The following is a 19,590-nucleotide window of genomic DNA, read 5'->3' on the forward strand; positions in this document are numbered from 1 at the left end:
GCTCAGCCGTTCCAGCGCACGCGCAGGATGCGATCCGAACCCTCACCGTCGCTGGTCGTCAGGACCAGAGATCCGTCGGGGGCGACGGCCACCCCGCGCAGGCGGCCGTGCGCGTCCTTCAAGGCCTCGGTCTCCGACACCACGCGTCGCCCGTCATCGGAGAGCTTCAGGAACACCAGTCGTTTGCCCTTGAGCGCCGTGAGCACGAGACCGCCGCTGTACTCGCCCCACCCTGTGTCGGGCAGGAAGGCGATACCCGGGAGTGCGATCGTCTGGTCGCCCGAACTCCACACCGGACCGATCGCACCCGGGACACGGACGGGATCGGTCATCGGCACCGACTCGTCGTAGATCACCGGCAGGCGGTCGGGCTTGTATCCGTAGTTGCCGCCGGCGACGATCCGGTTGAGTTCGTCGTCGCGGGTCGTGCCCTGCTCGATGGCGTACACGCGACCCGTACCGGGTTGAACCGCCACACCCTGCACGTTGCGATGCCCGAGACTGTAGATCGGACTGCGGGGGTTCGGATTTCCCGGAGCGGGCGTCCCGTCGAGCTTGATGTGCAGCACCTTTCCGCCCAGCGAGGTCCGGGACTGCGGAATCCACGGGGTGGCATTGTCGCCGGTTCCGACCCAGAGGCTGTCCCCGGTGGCCGCGAGACCACAACCGCCGTGCCGCCCCGACGAGTTGACCGGGATCCCGCTCAGCACAGTGCGTTCACGGGCCATCTGGGTCCAGTCGGCGCCGACCCGCCAGGACACGACCTGGATGGTCTGACCGGTCTGCGGGAACTCGATCGGGATGTTCGACAGCGAACCGGGCGCCCCCGGCGCACCCGGCACGGTTGCCTCCGCCTGGCACGAGTACACGCGGCGGGTCTGTTCGAATCGCGGATCGATCGCGAGGCCCATCAGCCCGGACTCGCCCTGCGCGAAGATGCGCGACAGGTCGGCGCGGACGTTCACCCGCTGCCCGCCCGGGCGGACTGCGACGAACCGTCCCGACCGCTCTCCGGTCAGCACCGTTCCGTCCGGGGCCACCACGACGCCCCACGGGATGCTCAGTCCGTCGGCGACGGTGGTCACCCGCAGTGCGGGTGCCGCGTCGGCGGCGGGCGCGGACACCAGGGCGCCGACGAGGGCAGCCGAGACGGCCGCGGTCAGCACCCCCAGACGCGTCCGGCGGGATCGGGTTACGGGGTCTCTGCGCATGCGGGGGCTCCGGGTCACAGGGCTACCGTAACCACGCTCACACCGATCGGGCAGGACATCCGGCGTCTCGCCGGGCCCGTACGTGCCGGAGGAGCGAGCTTGCGGGCGTCCCTCTGCTCCTAGCGGCCGGGCAGGTACTTGAGCGCGCGGACCGCGGTCGGGGTGATGGCGCGGTAGATGCTCGTCGGGACCACCGGCATGCGGTCGATGCCGATGAAGCGCTGCTCGGCGATGGTCTGGGGCTCGGTGTACTTCAGCAGACCCTCGTCGCCGTGGCGGCGTCCCACTCCGGAGATGCCCATGCCGCCCATCGGAGCCGCCGTCGACGCCCACGCCGCCGCGTAACCCTCGTTGATGTTGACCGTCCCGGCCCGGAGCTGCTCGGCGACCTGCTGCGCCTCGGCACTGCTCCCGGCGAAGACACTGGCGTTCAGACCGTAGTCGGTGTCGTTGGCGAGCTTGATCGCCTCGTCGGTGGAGTCCACCGGGTAGATCGAGACGACGGGTCCGAAGGTCTCGTTCGCGAAGCACACCATGTCGTCGGTGACGTCGGTGAGGACCGTCGGCTCGAAGAAGAACGGCCCCAGATCGGCGCGTCGCTTGCCGCCGGCCAGTACCTTGGCACCCTTGGCGACCGCATCCTCCACGTGCGCCTCGGCGGTGTCGATCTGGGCGGCCGAGGCCAGGGACCCCATGTCGGCGGTGAAATCGTAGGAGGCCGACAGCTTCATCGTCGAGACGTACGCGGCGAACCGCTCGGCGAAGTCGTCGGCGATCTTCTTGTCGACGTAGATCCGTTCGATCGAGATGCACAGCTGCCCGGAGTTGGAGTACGCCGCCCGCGCCGCGCCCCGGACGGCGTTGGCGATGTCGGCGCTCGCGGTGACCACCATCGGGTTCTTGCCGCCGAGCTCTGCCGAGAATCCGATGAGCCTGCGCCCGGCCTGCTCGGCGAGGGTGGCCCCGGTTTCCGAGGAACCGGTGAACATCACGTAGTCGGTGGAGGCCATGATGGCCTGTCCGACAACGCCTCCCGGCCCGGGCACCACGGCGTAGAGCTCGCGCGGGAGACCTGCCTCGTAGAGCAACTCGGCCAGGGCCAGTGCGCAGTACGGAGTCTGGCTGTCGGGCTTGATGACCACGGCGTTGCCGGCGATCAGCGCCGCCACCGCGTCGGACACCGCCAGCGTGAGCGGGTAGTTCCACGGGCTGATGACGCCCACCACGCCCTTGGGCAGATACCGCACGCGTACGCTCGTCGCGCCCGGCAGCATGCCCTTGACCTTGCGGTCGGCCAACAGCTTGGGTCCGTTGGTCGCGTAGTGCCGCGCGGTGATCGAGACGTCGATGACCTCTTCTTGCGCGTAGATGCGCGCCTTGCCGGTCTCGGCCTGGGCGATGTCCATCAGCGATGCCGCGTTGCGGTGGACCAGCTCGGAGAAACGGTCGATGATCGCGGCGCGGTCGGCCGGTGTGCGAGCCGCCCACCCCTGCTGCGCCTGGCGGGCACGGGCGACCGCCACCTCGAGATCGTCTGCGGTGGCGACCGGGATGGTGGCCATCTCGGTCCCGCTGAACGCCTCCAGAACGGGGCGCGTCGGACGACTCGCGGCGTCGTCGATGGCGACGAGCGCACCCAGGCGAGCGAAGTGGTCGGGAGTGGGCTTCGGCATGGCGGTGCTCCTCAGCGCTGTCGGATGTCCGGTGTTCTGTTCGATGACGATCGTCGGGCTCGGCGACCGGGGGCTTGCTGGGGTCGGCCTCTACCGTGGCTCCGCCGCGACGAGCACGATGCCGTCGTCGTCGGAGTAGACGACGTCGCCGGGGGTGAACGTCTCGCCGCCGATGGTCAGCGGGACGTCGCGCTCACCGGCGCCGGTCTTGGTCGACTTGCGCGGGTTGGTGCCCAGGGCCTTGACCCCGATCTCCATCCCACCGATGGTCTTGGCGTCGCGGATGGCGCCGTTGACGATGATCCCGACCCAGCCGTTGGACCGGCCGAGTTCGGCGATCAGGTCTCCCACCAGCGCGGTGTGGACCGATGCGTCGCCGTCGACGACGAGCACCCCGCCGGGGTTGGACTCACCGAGGACCGACTTCAGCAGGGCGTTGTCCTGGAAGCATCGGACCGTCGACACCCGTCCGACGAACTCCCGGTTGCCGCCGAACTGGGTGAACTGGGTGTCACAGCTGCGGACATCGGCACCGATCTCGTCGACGAGATCGGCCGTCGGGGTGAAGGTGAGCTCGCTCATGCCGAACAGTTTAGGTGTAACCGCAAGTAGCTGGTTACTCGCGGGTAGGGACCGATCGGACGCCATCGATGATCTCGGCGACGTCGTCGGGCCGTTCGGAGACGAGGAAGTGTCTCGCCCGCGGCAGAACGGCGATCTCACCGGCGTCGAGCACCTCGGCGTATCGCCGCTGCTTCCACTCCCAGAAGTGACGCCACCCCGGCAGTCTCGACGACGCCACGACGACGATCGTGGGGACACCGGGCATCGGCGCGGACCGGCGCAGACTGCGCAACGTCTGGTTCATCGACCCGAACGCGGCGTTTTCGACGAGCAGGGCGAGCAGATAGGGCGGCTGCCCGAAGACGTGGGTGCTCCACCGCTGCTGCTGCTCTCCGCGACCCTCGGGGGGAGCCGGCACGACCCGGCTCCACACCTGGAAGCTCGGCCAGCGACGGATACCGACGCGACTCGTCACCGCTCGTGCCGCACCGACCACCCGATGAGCGTTGCCGACCCGGAACGACAGCGGGACGATCCGCCACGGGAGCAACACGTACGACCCGTCGAGCACGACCACGCCCGCGGTCCGCTCCGGGTACCGTCGCGCGAACGCCTCGACGTACAGCGACGCCAGCGAATGCCCGACCACCACAACAGGTTCGTCGACGCCGCGCGCGTCGAGCACGGCGGCCATCCGCTCCACCTCGCCGAGCAGCGACGGATGGTGGCCCCGGCCGATGGGATCGGACAATCCGTAGCCCGGACGGTCGTACCGCAGGACCCGCCACGAGGAGGAGAGTCGCGCGACCAGCGGATCGAGATCGAACCAGTTGCTCCCGAGCGCCGCCATGAGCAGCAGCGGCGGACCCGAACCCTCGTCGAGCACATGGAGACGATGCTCCCCGACCGTCACGAACTCACCGGGTGACCTCAAACCGTCGTCGCGTGTCGTCTCGTGCACGCGTTCAGTGTGCCCGGGTGAGCCGGACGGCGTCATCGGACGACGCGACCGGGCTCAGTGCGGTGAGTGATCAGCCGTCCTCATGAGAGTCCAGGCAGGTGCGCAGCTTTCGCAGGCCGTCCCTGATCCGAGACTTCGTGGTGGGCAGGGGCGTGTCCATGCGTGCGGCCACCTCCGGGTACGAGAGTCCCCCGAAGTACGACATCTCGAGGCTTCCGCGCTGCAGATCGGTGAGGTGTCCGAGGCAGGTGCGCACCGCGTTCACCTCCGCCGTGCGGACCACGGCCTCCAACGGAAGATTTTGCGTCGCTTCGGGTTCCACGCTCCTGACCCCGTACTCCGACATTCTCTCGGTCTGCATGTTCTCGGTGCGGACCCGGTCGACGGCGCGACGGTGCGCGATGGTCATCATCCAGGTGATCACCGACCCACGTGCGGGTTCGTAGTCGACGGCCTGTTGCCAGTACTGCAGGTAGGCCTCCTGGACCACCTCTTCGGCGTAGTGCCGGTCACGGACCACCCGGACGGCCAGGCCGTAGATCCGGGAACTGGTCAGATCGTAGAAGCGTGTGAACGCCGCGCGATCCCCGTCGGCCACCAGAGCCAGCAGGTCGCTGAGCACCTGCGATTCGCCCCCGCCCCCATGATCCGCATCCGCGGTCGCGTCGCTCTCCCTCGGCGCCACGGGTTCAGCTGCTGCCGGCTCGAGGTCGAGGCACGTGCCGACTCAGAGGCTCCGCGAGAACCGTCGCCGTGAACGGAATCCGACCCGGGTGCATGTCAACGACGGCCCGCCCGAGGGTCCTGCTGTACGGGCTCTTCGAGGATCATCCGGGGCACCTCTCGTCAGACGGCGGGGGTCGTGAAGTAGGTCGTTCGACCCTAGCCCGTCGTTACACATTGTGATCTGTTGTAGCCCGTTGAGACGACAGCAGCCCTTCGGAGAGCCAGGACCATTCAACGACGGCCGAGTGCTACCCAAAACCTCCCCCCGGTGAACTACATGTGACAACCAGATGCCCGGAATCGGCGGCCCTACCGACACACGCCCACTGGGATCACGTGTGCGGGCTGCACGACCTGACCGACCTGCCGGTGCGGCTGCACCGGGTGGAACGCGAGTGGGTGCTGACCGGCACCGATCCACCGGTCGGCGGTGTCCGAGGGGCGCTCTCCACCTGGCCCGTCACGCGCTGCGAGTGATCCCGACGCACGACCACGACGCCGTCGACGGCCTCTGCGGTTGACGCGGTCGACTCAGGCGTCCTGCGGCTTCGCGAGCGGGAACGCCAGCGACTCGCGGATGGATTGCCCGGTGATGAGCATGACCACCCGGTCGACGCCGACGCCGAGACCACCGGTGGGCGGCATCGCGTATTCGAGCGCCTGCAGGAAGTCCTCGTCGAGCTCCATGGCCTCGGGGTCCCCGTCGGCCGCCAGGATCGACTGTTCGGTGAGACGTTTGCGCTGTTCGACCGGGTCGGTGAGTTCGGTGTAGGCCGTGCCGAGTTCGACGCCCCAGGCGACGAGGTCCCATCGCTCCGCGACGCCCGGCTTGCTCCGGTGTGCGCGCGTGAGCGGCGATGTCGACGTCGGGAAATCGGTGTAGAAGGTCGGGAACGTGGTCCGGTCCTCGCCGAGATGCTCGTAGAGCTCCAGCACGATCTGCCCCGCATCCCAATCCGGCCGGTGGTTGATCTCGAGGCGATCGCACACCGCGCGCAACTCCTCGACGGAGGTCTCCGGCGTGATCTCCTGCTCCGCACCTTCCGACACCACCTGGTGGACGGTCTTGACCGGCCACTCCCCCGAGATGTCCACGCGTTCTTCGTTTCCGTCGACGTCGGTGCGCACGATCACCGGCTCCCCGTAGGCCGCCGTCGCCGCGTGCTGGATCATCTCGCGGGTGAGGTCGAGCATCTTGAGGTAATCACTGTGCGCCTCATACGCTTCCAGGCTCGTGAACTCCGGGTTGTGACTGAAGTCCACGCCCTCGTTACGGAAGTTGCGGCCGATCTCGAAGACCTTCTCGACGCCACCGACGCAGAGTCTCTTGAGGTAGAGCTCCGGAGCGATGCGCAGATACAGGTCGAGGTTGTAGGCGTTGATGTGCGTCTGGAACGGGGTCGCGTTGGCGCCGCCGTGGATCTGTTGCAGGATCGGCGTCTCCACCTCCAGGTAGCCACGCGCGGAGAGGAAGTCGCGCAACGACTTCACGACGAGGCTGCGGGTGGCGAGCGATGCTCGCGTCTGCTCGTTGATCGCCAGGTCGACATAGCGCTGGCGGACACGCGCTTCCGGATCGGTGAGGCCGGCCCATTTGTCGGGTAGCGGACGCAGGCACTTGCCGTTGATCCGCCAGGCGTCGATCAGGATCGACAGTTCACCCTTGCGGCTGGTGCCCACGACGCCACGCGCCTGGATGAGGTCGCCGAGGTCGACGTCTGTGCCGAAATCGGGGGTTCCCGGGATCACCCGAGAGTCCTCGACCAGCACCTGGACCTCGCCGGACCAGTCGTGGACGTCGGCGAACACGACCTTGCCGAAGTCGCGGAGCCGCGTCACGCGGCCGGCGACGGTGACGACCGTTCCCTCGGGCTCGGCCTTGGCCTGCGCGATCGTGTGGGTGGGCTGATCTGCCGGCGGGTACGGATCGAAACCCCGCTCGACGAGCCGGTCCATCTTCTCGAGCCGGACACGTACCTGTTCCGGTCGATGGACGACCGCACCCTCGGGGGTGGCCGTCTCGGCTTCGAGTTCGGCGATGAGGGCGGGGGCGTCGACACCGGGCGGGATCGACGGCGGCCCCTGCGTGTAGTGCTTGGCCCGGCCGAACCGGGGCAACGTGATGAAACCCTCGGTCACGATGGCGGCCAGGCCCACCCGGGGCAGAATCCGACTGTCCTCGAAGCACAGGTAGCGCGACTGCCAGTCCGGCAGGTATTTCGCGTTCGACTTGTACAGCGACTCCATCTGGAAGAACCGCGAGCCGAACATCAGCACCGAATAGCCCATCCGCATCACCGGTCCGGCACCGATCTGGGGTCCCTGTTCGAAGAACGCGCGGAACGCGGCGAAGTTGAGCGACACCTCGGTGATGCCCAACTGCTCTGAGTTACGGCACAATTCGGCGACCATCGTCTCCACGACACCATTCGGTCCGTGCCGGTCACGACGCATCAGGTCGAGTGAGACGCCACGACGCCCCCACGGAACGAACGACAGCATGCCGACGACCCGTTCGCCGGGTTCGCCTTCGTCCAGCACGGCCTCGACCAGCAGGCAGTCGCCGTCCGCGGGGTCACCGATGCGCGAGAGCGCCATCGCGAAGCCGCGTTCCTCGTCGGTGTCGCGCCAGTCGTCGGCGCGCGCGACGATCTGCGCCATCTCGGTGTCGCCGATCTCGTTGTGCCGTCGGATGCGGACGCCGACCCCGGCACGGCGGGTGCGGGTCACGGCCTGGCGCACCGCCTTCATCGCCGACCCGCTGAGGCTGAACTCGCGCGTGTGCAGGATGGCCTCGTCGCCGATGTTGAGCGAGACGAAGCCGGCGGCGTCGAAGGCGGCCGCCCCGCGCGGGCTCGACCCCATCGACGCCGGATGCCACCCGTACTTCTCGCAGAGCGTGAGGAATTCGGCGATGGCGTCGGGCCACGACTCCGGGTCGCCGATCGGGTCACCGCCCGCGAGTCCGACGCCGACCTCGACGCGGTAGGTGATGGCCGCGCGGCCGTCGGGTGAGAACACCACGGCCTTGTCGCGCCGGGTCGAGAAGTACGCCAGCGAGTCGTCGTCGTTGAACCGCGCGATCAGTGCGCGGATGAGTGCTTCGTCCTCGGCGGTGATGAGCCAGCGCAGCCGCTGCGACCGGAACAGCACGATCGCCGCCGCGATCAGCGCCAGCGCACCGAACAACCCGAGCAACCCGTTGACGAAGAGGTGCGTGTGCCGGCCGTCGAACGACGCGTCCTGGTCGATGGCACCGAAGGCGACAACCCGGTTGAACGCGTAGGGCAACCGGTCGCCCCGGGTCAGCGTGTGCGGGAACGCCCATACCAGCGCCCAGCCCAGCAGCGTCGCGATGACCAGTCCGGCGATGAGGGTGCCGAACGCCGCGGGGATCGCCCCCTTGCGGACCCGCGTATAGAACTGGCGATAGGTGGAGAGCAGGAACATCAACGCGAGGGCGTCGATGAACAGGCCGAGGTAGATGTTGGTACGGTCCCATGCCGTGACTCCGAGGTCGTCCTCGAGCGCCGGTATCAGATACAGGACGTTGGCCGTCATGAACAGCACGAGATAGACGACGCTGATCCACCAGGCGATCCGCTTGCGCGCCGACAGGGCGACCGCGAGGAGCGCGAGGACGAACGCCCAGGCGAAACTGGTGTCGGGCAGGGTGATGATGTAGTCGTCGACGTAGCGTCGCGGGTCGTGTATCAGATGCCGGATCGCGGGAAAGAGACTGGACAGCAACGCGATAGCGGCGAGGACACCGACGACGGTGCCCGCGACGTGCGGTGCGCGGGTCCCGAACCCCGTGGGGCGCCTGATCTTGTCGAGGAGCGCCAGGGAACGACGATCGGCCGCGGTGGGTGCGCGCGAGGTACCGATGTGGTGCTCGTCGGGGTTCTCGGGGTCGACCGGCGCGAGGGGGGTGTCGGTGGCCATGCGTAAACGGTAGTCGGGAACGGGGATCTGTCCCGGCACTCCACGCGGATCGGCCATGTCCGGCTCAGATCGTCTCGCCTCGGCGCATGTCGTCGCAGCTCCGACCGGGGTGGCCGCGCACGCCCGGTACCGGCATGATCGAAGCCGTGTACGACGTGACGATCCGCGACGAGTCCATCCGCCTCGGCCAGTTCCTCAAGCTCGCGAACCTGATCGAGTCCGGGGCCGAGGCCAAGGAGGTGATCGCCGACGGCCTGGTCACCGTCAACGACGAGGTGGAGACCCGCCGGGGCCGGCAGCTGGCGATCGGCGACGTGGTGTCCGTCGGCGGGATGAGCGTACGAGTCGCCTCGGAGAGCGACGAGCAGCCCGCCCCCTGACTAGGTCCGAACGCCGAACCGTCTGAGTTCGGCGGGGGTGATGAGGCGTTCCGCTTCAGCGGGGAACACCGGCGTGGAGGGGCGGCCCCCGAGTCGCCCACCGGTGAGCGAGTTCAGCAGGGAGCCCCGGCGGGGTGCATGAAAGGTGTCAGCCAACTTCATGACCAATCACTTCCTGATACTTCACATTCGTTACAACGGACTCAAACTTTGTTCTACTGTAGCGGCTGATCCGGATCATGTCGCCGGACTTTCGCGTGGCTTTCGCCACGTCCCCCCGACCACCGACACGTGTGGATCTCGCTCGTCCGGGTCTCGGAGTGGCGAGTGCCGCACACGACGGCTAGATCGATCGTCGCACGCGAAGCGTTACCGCGCGGGGAGCGACGCGCCCCTCACCTGCATGAATGACCCAGGCGTCGTCCGTGGCCTCATCGGGGCCGGCACCGGGAGGCGTTCCCGACGCCCTTCTCATCCCGCGGAGCTCACGCGTCGGCGGCGGATCCGCTTCACGACGAACCAGGCGATCATGAGGACCAATACGACGATCACGATGTTCGACAGCACGCCGCTCCAGCGTTCCAGCGCCGGAGCGATGGCCGGGCCGAACCCGAAACCGATCCCGATCCACAGCGCGTTCCACACCCCCGAACCCAGCGTCGTATAGGCGGTGAAGCGCCAGAACGGCATCTTCTCGATGCCGGCGGGTATCGAGACGAACGATCGCACGAGCGGCACGCACCGCCCGAGCAGAACCGCCAAACCGCCCCAGCGGACGAAGTACTCCTCCGCCTTGTCGAAGTCGTCGTAGTCCAACAGCGGGAGCCGTCCGACGAGACGTCGGGTGCGATCGCGCCCCAGAGCGGCACCGATCCAGTACCAGAGCCAGGCGCCGACGAGCGAACCGACGGTCGCGGCCGCCCAGGCGAGCCAGACGTTCATGCGGCCCTCGTAGGCGAGGAACCCGGCGCCGGGAAGGACCGCTTCGGACGGGATGGGCGGCAGGAAGGTCTCGAGCAGGATCGCCACCCCGACGCCCAGCTCCCCGAGCGTGTCCATCAGGTCGAGGATCCAGCCGATGAAACCGCTGTGACCCTGGGACGGGTCGGTCTGGGCGAGTACGGCGGCGAGCTGCGTTGACAAGGATTGAGTCCGTCTGTCCGAGGGCGGGCGGGTGGCTGGTCTCCGGCATCGGTGACCGCCTCGGCCGCCACTCTAGCCGGGCGTCCGATTCATCCGATTTCGGCACAGGTCAGCCGACCGGCATCCCTCACGCGAGGCCGGCGAGGAAGCGATTGGCCCACTGCACCGCCGTCACCCCGGGACGGACCTCGAAGTCGCGATAGGTGCCGTGGGATCCGGACTGCAGGAAGCGGTTGAACGACCTGATCTGTTCGCGGGCCCGCTCGTCGCCGAGTTCCTGCACGATCTCCCCGGGACCACCGAGGGTGAGCAGTTCGGCGAGGATCGCCCCCGCCTCCGCCTGGTACTGGCCGATCTGGCTCGGCGTCGGGTCACTGGTCTCCGCGAGGTAGCCGACGATCCGAGTCACGTAGTAGTCGCGGGGCACGTTGCAGTAGACGTCGGTGGGTTCGCAGATCGTGAACGCCCTCGGCAGTACCCAACCCATGCTGTCGAGGCGCGGTCCGCCGCTGCCTTCGCCGCGTAGCGGCGGGCCGACCAGGTTGTCGCGCTTGGACCGGCGCGGGTCGGCGATCAGCACGACGCCGGCCACCTGACCCGGCTTGATGGCTGCGCGTCCGGTGCCGATCTCGGAGGCGAGGTCGCCGGCGGCGTCGGCGCCCTGGCTGTAACCCACCAACGCGATCCGGGTGCCGGGGCATCGGCGCAGCATCTGCAGGGCCAGTCCGGTGGTGTTCGCCACGGCCTGTGCCTTCGACTTCCCGTAGATCGCCTTCTCCCAGGGGAACGCCGTGGCGTCGTATCCGACGTACTGCACACGGGTCTCCGGTCCGAGCCCGGCGGTGACCTCGGCGAGAAGGCCCGGATTGGCACCGTTGGACCAGGTGCCGGGCACGGCGAGCACATAGATCTCCGGGCACCCGCGCGGCGCGGCGTCGGCTTTCGGAAGGGCGAGGCCCCCTCCGGCCAAGACGGCGCACAGCAGCGCGCACACGGTCGCGACGATCCGACGCATGGTCCGTTCCCTTCGTACTGGCCGGTGAGGGCCGGCCGACAGCGATGAGGCGAGTGTAGGACCGGCGACCCGCCGATGCGTTGCGGCCCGCGGAACGCCCGAGGAACGCTGGCCCCGCCCCGGTCGCAGGGCCGGGAGACACCTACCCGACACGCCTGTCCCCTACACGCAGAACTCCCGCCCACCCTCAGCGGGTGAGCGGGAGTTCGGTGGGGTTCTGTGCGACCGCGCGATCAGCGCTGCGCAACCTGCGTGGGCACGATCGGTGCCGGCAGGTCCGATGCCCCGGTGAGGAACTTGTCGGCGGCCGCGGCGGCCGACCGGCCCTCGGCGATTGCCCACACGATGAGCGACTGCCCGCGGCCGGCGTCGCCGGCAACGAAGACACCCGGCTGTCCGACAGCAGCGAAGCTGTTGTCGCGCTTCACGTTCCCGCGGGGATCGTATTCGACGCCCATCTTGTCGAGGAGATCCTCGCGCTCGGGACCGACGAAGCCCATGGCGAGCAGCACCAGATCGGCCTCGAGTTCGAAGTCCGAACCCTCGACCTTCTCGAAGCGACCGTCGCGCATCTGAACCTCGTGCGCCTTGAGCCCGGTGACCTTGCCGTCCTCGCCGGTGAACTGCTCGGTGTTGACCGAGAAGACGCGCTCGCCGCCCTCTTCGTGAGCCGACGACACGCGGTACATCAGCGGGTAGGTCGGCCACGGGGTCGACTCGGCACGCTCGATCGGCGGCTTCGGCATGATCTCGAACTGGTGGACGATCTCGGCGCCCTGGCGCAGCGAGGTGCCGAGGCAGTCGGCACCGGTGTCGCCACCACCGATGATGATGACCTTCTTGCCCTTCGCCGAGATCTGGCCCTCGACGTCGTCGCCGAGCTGCACCCGGTTGGCCTGCGGCAGGAACTCCATCGCCTGATGGATGCCGTCGAGCTCACGCCCGGGGATCGGCAGGTCACGGCCGATGGTCGAACCGTTGGCCAGGATCACCGCGTCGAAGTCGGCGCGGAGCTGCTCGACCGTGACGTCGACGCCCACGTTGACGCCGGTGCGGAAGACGGTGCCCTCGGCCTCCATCTGCGCCAGACGGCGGTCGATGTGGCGCTTCTCCATCTTGAACTCGGGGATTCCGTAGCGGAGCAGACCGCCGATGCGATCGGCCCGCTCGAACAGGGTCACGTCGTGCCCGGCACGCGTGAGCTGCTGCGCCGCAGCCAGTCCCGCGGGGCCGGAACCCACGACGGCGACCGACTTGCCGGTCTTCTCCGACGGCAGGACCGGGGTGACCCAGCCGTTGTCGAAGGCGTTGTCGATGATCTCGACCTCGACCTGCTTGATGGTGACCGGCGGCTGGTTGATCCCCAGCACGCACGACGCCTCGCACGGAGCCGGGCACAGACGGCCGGTGAACTCCGGGAAGTTGTTCGTCGCGTGCAGACGCTCGATACCGTCGCGCCACTGGTCCTTGTAGACCAGGTCGTTCCACTCGGGGATCAGGTTCCCCAGCGGGCAGCCGTTGTGGCAGAACGGGATACCGCAGTCCATGCAGCGGCTCGCCTGCGTCTTCAGGTGGCCCTTGTCGAAGTCGGTGTAGACCTCTTTCCAATCCAGCAGACGCAGTTCCACCGGACGGCGGTCGGGCAGCTCCCGCTCGGGGTGCTTGAGGAATCCTCTGGGGTCAGCCACGTGCGGCCTCCATGATCGCTTCGTTCACGTCTCGCCCGGACTTCTCCGCGTCGGAGATGGCCAGCAACACACGCTTGAAATCGCGCGGCATGACCTTGGCGAACTTGGTCTGGGCGGTGTCCCAGTCGCCGAGAAGTGCGGCGGCAACCGGGGAATCGGTCTCGGCACGGTGTTCGTCGATGATCGCGGCGAGGAACTCGATGTCCTCGTCGACGAGCGGCTCGAGGTCGACGAGCTCGGTGTTGAGATTGTCGGCCAGCTTGCCCTCGGGGTCGTAGACGAAGGCCATACCGCCGGACATGCCCGCCGCGAAGTTGCGGCCGGTCTCACCGAGGACGACGACGCGCCCGCCGGTCATGTACTCGCAACCGTGGTCGCCCACGCCCTCGACGACCGCCGTGACACCCGAGTTGCGGACGCAGAAGCGTTCGCCCACGATGCCGCGCAGGAAGATCTTGCCCGCGGTGGCACCGAACCCGATCACGTTGCCGGCGATGATGTTGTGCTCGGCGACGAAGTCGGCCGGCGCATTGCGTGCCGGACGGACCACCAGACGACCGCCCGACAATCCCTTGCCGACGAAGTCGTTGGCGTCACCCTCGAGGCGCAGCGTGACACCCTTCGGCACGAAGGCGCCGAAGCTGTTGCCCGCCGAACCGGTGAAGTCGACGATGATCGTCCCGTCGGGGAGACCCTGTGCGCCATAGGCCTTGGTGACCTCGTGGCCCAGCATCGTGCCGACGGTGCGGTTCACGTTGGTGATCTTCGAGGTGAAGGACACCCGGGTCCCGTGGTCGATCGCCTCACGACTCTGTGCGATCAGCTGCTGATCGAGCGCCTTGTCCAGTGCATGGTCCTGCACGCCCGAGCAGTACAGATCCTGGTTCATGAAGGGCGATTCCGGCATCGTCAGGATCGACGACAGGTCGAGCTTGCCGGCCTTCTCGGACTTCCAGTGCGCCAGCGCCTTGGTGGTGTCCAGGGCCTCGACGTGTCCGACGGCTTCCTGCAGGGTGCGGAAGCCGAGGCGCGCCAGGAGTTCCCGGACCTCTTCGGCGATGAACAGGAAGAAGTTCTCGACGAACTCCGGCTTGCCCGCGAAACGCTCACGCAGGAGCGGGTTCTGGGTCGCCACGCCCACGGGGCAGGTGTCCAGGTGGCAGACGCGCATCATGATGCAGCCGGAGACCACCAGCGGTGCGGTCGCGAAGCCGAACTCCTCGCCACCGAGCAGGGCGGCGACGACGACGTCCCGGCCGGTCTTGAGCTGGCCGTCGACCTGCACCACGATGCGGTCGCGCAATCCGTTGAGCAGCAGGGTCTGCTGGGTCTCGGCGAGGCCGATCTCCCAGGGCGCCCCGGCGTGCTTCATCGAGGTCAGCGGGGTGGCACCGGTGCCACCGTCGTGACCGGAGATGAGGACCACGTCCGCGTGTGCCTTCGACACGCCCGCCGCGACGGTGCCCACGCCGACCTCGCTGACGAGCTTCACGTGGATGCGCGCCTTGGGGTTGGCGTTCTTCAGGTCGTGGATCAGCTGAGCGAGATCCTCGATCGAGTAGATGTCGTGGTGCGGCGGCGGCGAGATCAACCCGACGCCGGGCGTCGAACCGCGGACCTCGGCGACCCACGGGTACACCTTGTGCGGCGGGAGCTGGCCGCCCTCACCGGGCTTGGCGCCCTGCGCCATCTTGATCTGGATGTCGGTGCAGTTCGACAGATAGTGCGAGGTGACGCCGAAGCGTCCCGACGCGACCTGCTTGATCGCGCTGCGCCGCCAGTCGCCGTTCTCGTCGTGGTGGAAGCGACGCGGATCCTCGCCGCCCTCACCCGAATTGGACCGGCCGCCGAGACGGTTCATGGCGATGGCCAGGGTCTCGTGGGCCTCGGCGGAGATCGAGCCGAAGCTCATCGCGCCGGTCGAGAAGCGCTTGACGATCTCGCTCGCCGGCTCGACCTTCTCGATCGGGATCGGGTCTCGATCACCGAAGTTGAAGTCGAACAGGCCACGCAGCGAGGCCATCTGGCGGGACTGGTCGTCGACCAGCTTGGTGTACTCCTTGAACACCTTGTACTGGCCGGTGCGCGTGGAGTGCTGGAGCTTGAACACCGTGTCCGGGTTGAACAGGTGGTATTCGCCCTCACGACGCCACTGGTACTCGCCGCCCACCTCGAGCTCGCGGTGCGCGCGCTCGGAGGGACGATCGGAGAACGCCAGCGCGTGCCGCACCGCGACGTCGGCGGCGATCTCGTCGAGGCCGATGCCGTCGAGCTGGCTGTTGAGGCCGGTGAAGAACTCGTCGACCGTCTCCTGCGACAGACCGATCACCTGGAAGAGCTGTGCGCCGGTGTAGGAGGCGAGGGTCGAGATGCCCATCTTGCTCATCACCTTGAGCACACCCTTGCCGGCGGCCTTGATGTAGTTCTTCTGCGCCGTGGCCAGGTCGAGGTTGCCGAGCACACCGCGCTCGATCATGTCCTCGATCGACTCGAAGGCCATGTACGGGTTGACCGCTGCGGCACCGAAGCCGACGAGCGCGGCGACATGGTGGACCTCGCGGCAGTCGCCGGACTCGACGATCAGGCCGGCCTGGGTCCGCTTGCGCTCGCGCACGAGATGGTGGTGCACCGCGGCGGTGAGGAGCAGCGACGGGATCGGTGCGTAGGTCTCGTCGGACTCGCGGTCGGACAGGATCACCAGGTTCGCGCCGTCGTCGATCGCGGCACTGACCTTGGCACGCACCTCGTCGAGCGCCTTGCGCAGTCCGGCACCGCCCTCGGCCACCGGGTAGAGGCCGTGGATGTGGACGCTGCGGAAACCGGGCAGCGCGTCGTTGGTGTTGATCTCCACCAGCTTGGCGAGAGTGTCGTTGTCGAGAACCGGCGACGTCAGCTCGATCTGCCGGCACGACTCGGGGCCGGGATTCAGCAGGTCGGCCTCGGTGCCGATGGTGCCGCCGACGCTGGTGACGATCTCCTCGCGGATCGCGTCGAGCGGCGGGTTGGTCACCTGGGCGAACAGCTGCTGGAAGTAGTCGAACAGCATGCGCGGGCGCTTGGAGAGCACCGCGATCGGGGTGTCGGTGCCCATCGAGCCGAGTGCCTCGGCACCGGTCTTGGCCATCGGCGCGACCAGGAGGTCGAGTTCTTCACGGGTGTAACCGAAGACCTGCTGCCGCAGCGCGACTCGGTCATGCGGCATGTGCTGGTGCGGCGGTGCCTCGATGTCGTCGACCGGGACCAGTCCCTGCTCGAGCCACTCCCCGTAGGGATGCTCGGCGGCGAGCTCGTCCTTGATCTCCTCGTCGTCGACGATCCGGCCGGCCGCGGTGTCCACGAGGAACATGCGGCCCGGCTGCAGACGCATCTTCTGCACGACGTCGGAGTGGTCGATGTCGAGCACGCCGACCTCGGAGGCCATCACCACGAGGCCGTCCTTGGTGACCCAGATACGGCTGGGGCGCAGACCGTTTCGGTCGAGCACGGCGCCCACGACGGTGCCGTCGGTGAAGCAGACCGACGCCGGTCCGTCCCAGGGCTCCATCAGCGCGGAGTGGTAGCGGTAGAAGTCCCGGTGCTCGGGCTTCATCGACTCGTGCCGCTCCCACGCCTCCGGGATCATCATGAGCACGGCGTGCGGGAGGGTCCGTCCACCGAGGTGGAGCAGCTCGAGCACCTCGTCGAACCGGGCGGTGTCCGACGCACCGGGGGTGCAGATCGGGAAGATCTTCGACGCCGCGTCGGCCCCGAAGGCCTCGGTGTCGATGAGCGCCTCGCGGGCCCGCATCCAGTTCTCGTTGCCGGTGACGGTGTTGATCTCGCCGTTGTGGGCGACGCGGCGGAACGGATGCGCCAGCGGCCACGACGGGAAGGTGTTGGTGGAGAAGCGCGAATGCACCAGACCGAGCGAGCTCTCGACGCGCGAGTCCTGCAGGTCGACGTAGAACTCCCGCAGCTGCGGGGTCGTCAGCATGCCCTTGTAGACGAAGGTGCGTCCGGACAGGCTGGGGAAGTACACGGTCTCGCGGCCCGGGCCGTCGGCGCCTGCACCCTTGTTGCCGAGTTCGTACTGCACGCGCTTGCGCACGACGTAGGCGCGACGCTCGAGCTCCATGCCCTCTGCGCCGCCGACGAACACCTGGCGGAAGGTCGGCATGGCATCGCGGGCGAGCGCTCCGAGCGAGCTCTCGTTGGTGGGCACCTCGCGCCATCCGAGAAGGGTCAGGCCCTCGGCCTCGATGACCTTCTCCACGCCCTCACAGGCGAGGCGCGCGTCCTCCGAGCCCTGGGGCAGGAAGGCGATACCGGTCGCGTAGCTGCCCTCGGCGGGCAGCTCGAAGTCCACGGTCTCCCGCAGGAAGCGGTCCGGGACCTGGATCATGATCCCGGCACCGTCACCGGTGTTCGGCTCGGCGCCCGCGGCGCCGCGGTGCTCGAGATTCACCAGCGCCATGATCGCCTTGTCGACGATGTTGCGACTGCGCCGCCCATGCATGTCCACGACGAACGCCACGCCGCACGAGTCGTGCTCGTTGCGTGGGTCGTAGAGACCCACCGGTCCCGGAGCCTGCTTCATAGTTCGCCTCACTTTGCGCACGAGGGGTGCACGCACTACCCGTCGTCAATGTCTGGGGCCACACCCGGCCGTGTCGGACCGCGGACCACGATGTCCCCGGCGTCGTCGTCATCCACCCGCATCGGGGCTGACCTGGGCAGAGCCGACGATCACAGCGGCGGTGAGTCCCGGTCAGCGCCGTTGCTGACGGTCCCTTCGGGCCGCATCGTCGGGGCCCGAACCACCCTGCTCATCGCAGCTACCGCGCGCAGCACGCCAGAGCGCCCCCGGGCAGCCGTATGAGCATTGTGAGCCATTTTTCCACGCGAAGGGCCGAGTCAAGAAATCCGGCTACCACAATGGCACCGCAGGTGCACGTCAGACGGGAATCGGGCGTTTCGAGGACTCCTCCGCATGACTCTCCGCGAAGCCGTCGATGTCGGTTGCGACGCCGTCGTCGGTCGCGGTCGGATTGCGGCCCGATCTCACCCTGGACGATCACCCACCCGGATGGCGTCGGGCATCTACCGTCAGGTGATGAGTGTCACTGTGCCCGCGGGCGAACCCGTCGCAGACCCGGTCCTCGTCGAGCATCCGTTCGGCCGCCTCGGCGTCGATCCACATGGTTCGCGGCGCTCCCGCGCGGTCAACGCCTACCTGGCCCGCGTCACCTGGCCGATGATGGCGGCGGCCGGGGTCAGTCATCCACGGGTGACGGCACAGATGATCCAGCGGACCCGCCCGGCCCTCAATCGGACGATCGAGCGCCTCAACCCGCCTCCGGCCAACACCCGGGTGGAGATCGTGCGCGAGAGCTTCCGCGGCGGCCAGGTCCGCGGCGAATGGGTGACCGGCCGGCACGCGAGCGCCCCGTCTCCCGGCTCTCGGATCATCTACTACCTGCACGGAAGCGGGTATGTCGTGTGTTCGCCGCGGACGCACCGGGGTCTCGTCGGACGGCTCGGCAACCGGACCGGCCTGCCGGCGTTCAGCCTGGACTACCGACTCGCCCCGGAACACGCCTGGCCGTGCGCGGGCAACGACACCATCCGCGGCTATCGCTGGCTGCTGTCTCAGGGGTATCGCGCCGAGGACATCGTGATCGCGGGCGACTCCGCCGGTGGCCACCTCGCGCTCGACCTGCTCGCCGTCAACCACGCGACGGGCACCCCGCAGCCGGGTTCGATGGTGCTGTTCTCACCGCTCTACGACCCCACTTTCGAACTGGCCGTGCGCAATCAACGGACCGGAGTCCGCGATCCGATCATCGACGCGGTGCCCGCCCGGAAGATCCTGCGGCTCTACACCCGGACCGCGGCGCCCGATCATCCCCGGATGCGGGTTCGGCTCACCCCGGACATGGCCCTGCCCAACACGCTCATCCAGTACGGCGCACGCGAGGTGATGGGCGCCGACGCCCGCGCCACGCACGACGAGATCACCGGCGCCGGCGGGGTTTCGGTGATCCAGGCATGGCCGGATCAGGGCCACGTCTTCCAATTGATCCCCCGCTTGTCGGCCGAAGCGCGTTCTGCCATCGACATCGCGGCCCGGTTCATCGACGTGACGGCCCCGGACCGTCAGTAGCCCCGCACCCGCACACCCACCCCTTTTCCGCAAACCCACCACGCGCGGTGGACTGCTCCCCGGGAGTTGGACTGAAAATCAGTTTCGACTACCCGGGGAGAGTTGTATGCATCCACGTAGTTCGTTGTCGGTGGAGCAGCGT

General features: G+C 68.1%; 13 protein-coding genes. 3 read left to right on the forward strand and 10 right to left on the reverse strand.

Annotated elements, in window-relative coordinates; all coding sequences use genetic code 11:
- Positions 1–2 precede the first annotated feature (2 nt).
- From ABIC25_RS12465 to sigK, 5 genes are all read right to left on the reverse strand, one after another.
- A complete protein-coding gene (locus tag ABIC25_RS12465) occupies positions 3–1,211 on the reverse strand; it encodes a PQQ-dependent sugar dehydrogenase (RefSeq protein ID WP_239403061.1) in 1,209 nt (402 codons plus the stop codon).
- A gap of 119 nt (positions 1,212–1,330) precedes the next feature.
- Positions 1,331–2,884, reverse strand: coding sequence for a succinic semialdehyde dehydrogenase (locus ABIC25_RS12470; RefSeq protein ID WP_064569918.1), 1,554 nt, complete (start codon positions 2,882–2,884; stop codon positions 1,331–1,333).
- Positions 2,885–2,974: 90 nt separating this feature from the next.
- A complete protein-coding gene (gene rraA, locus ABIC25_RS12475) occupies positions 2,975–3,466 on the reverse strand; it encodes a ribonuclease E activity regulator RraA (protein WP_064569919.1) in 492 nt (163 codons plus the stop codon).
- A gap of 34 nt (positions 3,467–3,500) precedes the next feature.
- Positions 3,501–4,409: an alpha/beta fold hydrolase gene (locus ABIC25_RS12480; protein ID WP_248644294.1), complete on the reverse strand. Its 909-nt coding sequence runs from the start codon at positions 4,407–4,409 to the stop codon at positions 3,501–3,503.
- Between the two features lie 70 nt (positions 4,410–4,479).
- The gene (sigK, locus tag ABIC25_RS12485; protein ID WP_064569920.1) at positions 4,480–5,094 is read right to left on the reverse strand and encodes an ECF RNA polymerase sigma factor SigK; all 615 of its coding nucleotides are present in this window, start codon (positions 5,092–5,094) and stop codon (positions 4,480–4,482) included.
- A gap of 320 nt (positions 5,095–5,414) precedes the next feature.
- On the opposite strand from sigK, the gene ABIC25_RS12490 reads away from it, so the two are divergent.
- Positions 5,415–5,612 carry an MBL fold metallo-hydrolase gene (locus ABIC25_RS12490; protein WP_354561646.1) on the forward strand — a complete coding sequence of 66 codons (198 nt, stop codon included), beginning with the start codon at positions 5,415–5,417 and terminating at the stop codon, positions 5,610–5,612.
- 54 nt (positions 5,613–5,666) lie between these two features.
- Here the strand turns inward: ABIC25_RS12490 and lysX are convergent, their stop codons facing one another.
- Positions 5,667–9,080 (reverse strand): bifunctional lysylphosphatidylglycerol synthetase/lysine--tRNA ligase LysX, encoded by a 3,414-nt coding sequence (gene lysX / locus ABIC25_RS12495; protein ID WP_354561648.1) that lies wholly within the window; start codon positions 9,078–9,080, stop codon positions 5,667–5,669.
- Positions 9,081–9,214: 134 nt separating this feature from the next.
- Between lysX and ABIC25_RS12500 the strand changes: the two genes are divergently transcribed.
- Positions 9,215–9,460 carry an RNA-binding S4 domain-containing protein gene (locus ABIC25_RS12500; RefSeq protein ID WP_004021444.1) on the forward strand — a complete coding sequence of 82 codons (246 nt, stop codon included), beginning with the start codon at positions 9,215–9,217 and terminating at the stop codon, positions 9,458–9,460.
- Between the two features lie 471 nt (positions 9,461–9,931).
- On the opposite strand, the gene ABIC25_RS12505 is transcribed toward ABIC25_RS12500, so the two are convergent.
- The 4 genes from ABIC25_RS12505 to gltB form a co-directional block, all read right to left on the reverse strand.
- Positions 9,932–10,603, reverse strand: coding sequence for a DedA family protein (locus ABIC25_RS12505; protein ID WP_004021445.1), 672 nt, complete (start codon positions 10,601–10,603; stop codon positions 9,932–9,934).
- Positions 10,604–10,730: 127 nt separating this feature from the next.
- Entirely contained in the window at positions 10,731–11,618 is an 888-nt protein-coding gene (locus ABIC25_RS12510) for a cutinase family protein (RefSeq protein WP_004021446.1), read from the reverse strand.
- A 233-nt stretch (positions 11,619–11,851) separates the two neighbouring features.
- Positions 11,852–13,306 carry a glutamate synthase subunit beta gene (locus ABIC25_RS12515; RefSeq protein WP_004021447.1) on the reverse strand — a complete coding sequence of 485 codons (1,455 nt, stop codon included), beginning with the start codon at positions 13,304–13,306 and terminating at the stop codon, positions 11,852–11,854.
- Positions 13,299–17,882, reverse strand: a complete 4,584-nt coding sequence (gltB, locus tag ABIC25_RS12520) for a glutamate synthase large subunit (RefSeq protein ID WP_354561650.1) — start codon at positions 17,880–17,882, stop codon at positions 13,299–13,301. The genes ABIC25_RS12515 and gltB overlap by 8 nt, the downstream gene beginning before the upstream one ends.
- A gap of 516 nt (positions 17,883–18,398) precedes the next feature.
- On the opposite strand from gltB, the gene ABIC25_RS12525 reads away from it, so the two are divergent.
- Positions 18,399–19,448 carry an alpha/beta hydrolase fold domain-containing protein gene (locus tag ABIC25_RS12525; protein WP_354561652.1) on the forward strand — a complete coding sequence of 350 codons (1,050 nt, stop codon included), beginning with the start codon at positions 18,399–18,401 and terminating at the stop codon, positions 19,446–19,448.
- The last annotated feature ends 142 nt before the right edge of the window (positions 19,449–19,590 follow it).

The organism is Gordonia sp. PvP123, assembly GCF_040547295.1.
GTDB classification, from domain to species: domain Bacteria; phylum Actinomycetota; class Actinomycetes; order Mycobacteriales; family Mycobacteriaceae; genus Gordonia; species Gordonia terrae.

Coding starts and splice junctions, on each gene's coding strand:
- ABIC25_RS12465 (WP_239403061.1), bottom strand. CDS start 1,211: ATGCGCAGAGACCCCGTAACCCGATCCCGCCGGACGCGTCTGGGGGTG.
- ABIC25_RS12470 (WP_064569918.1), bottom strand. CDS start 2,884: ATGCCGAAGCCCACTCCCGACCACTTCGCTCGCCTGGGTGCGCTCGTC.
- rraA (WP_064569919.1), bottom strand. CDS start 3,466: ATGAGCGAGCTCACCTTCACCCCGACGGCCGATCTCGTCGACGAGATC.
- lysX (WP_354561648.1), bottom strand. CDS start 9,080: ATGGCCACCGACACCCCCCTCGCGCCGGTCGACCCCGAGAACCCCGAC.
- ABIC25_RS12500 (WP_004021444.1), top strand. CDS start 9,215: ATGATCGAAGCCGTGTACGACGTGACGATCCGCGACGAGTCCATCCGC.
- ABIC25_RS12510 (WP_004021446.1), bottom strand. CDS start 11,618: ATGCGTCGGATCGTCGCGACCGTGTGCGCGCTGCTGTGCGCCGTCTTG.
- gltB (WP_354561650.1), bottom strand. CDS start 17,882: ATGAAGCAGGCTCCGGGACCGGTGGGTCTCTACGACCCACGCAACGAG.
- ABIC25_RS12525 (WP_354561652.1), top strand. CDS start 18,399: ATGAGTGTCACTGTGCCCGCGGGCGAACCCGTCGCAGACCCGGTCCTC.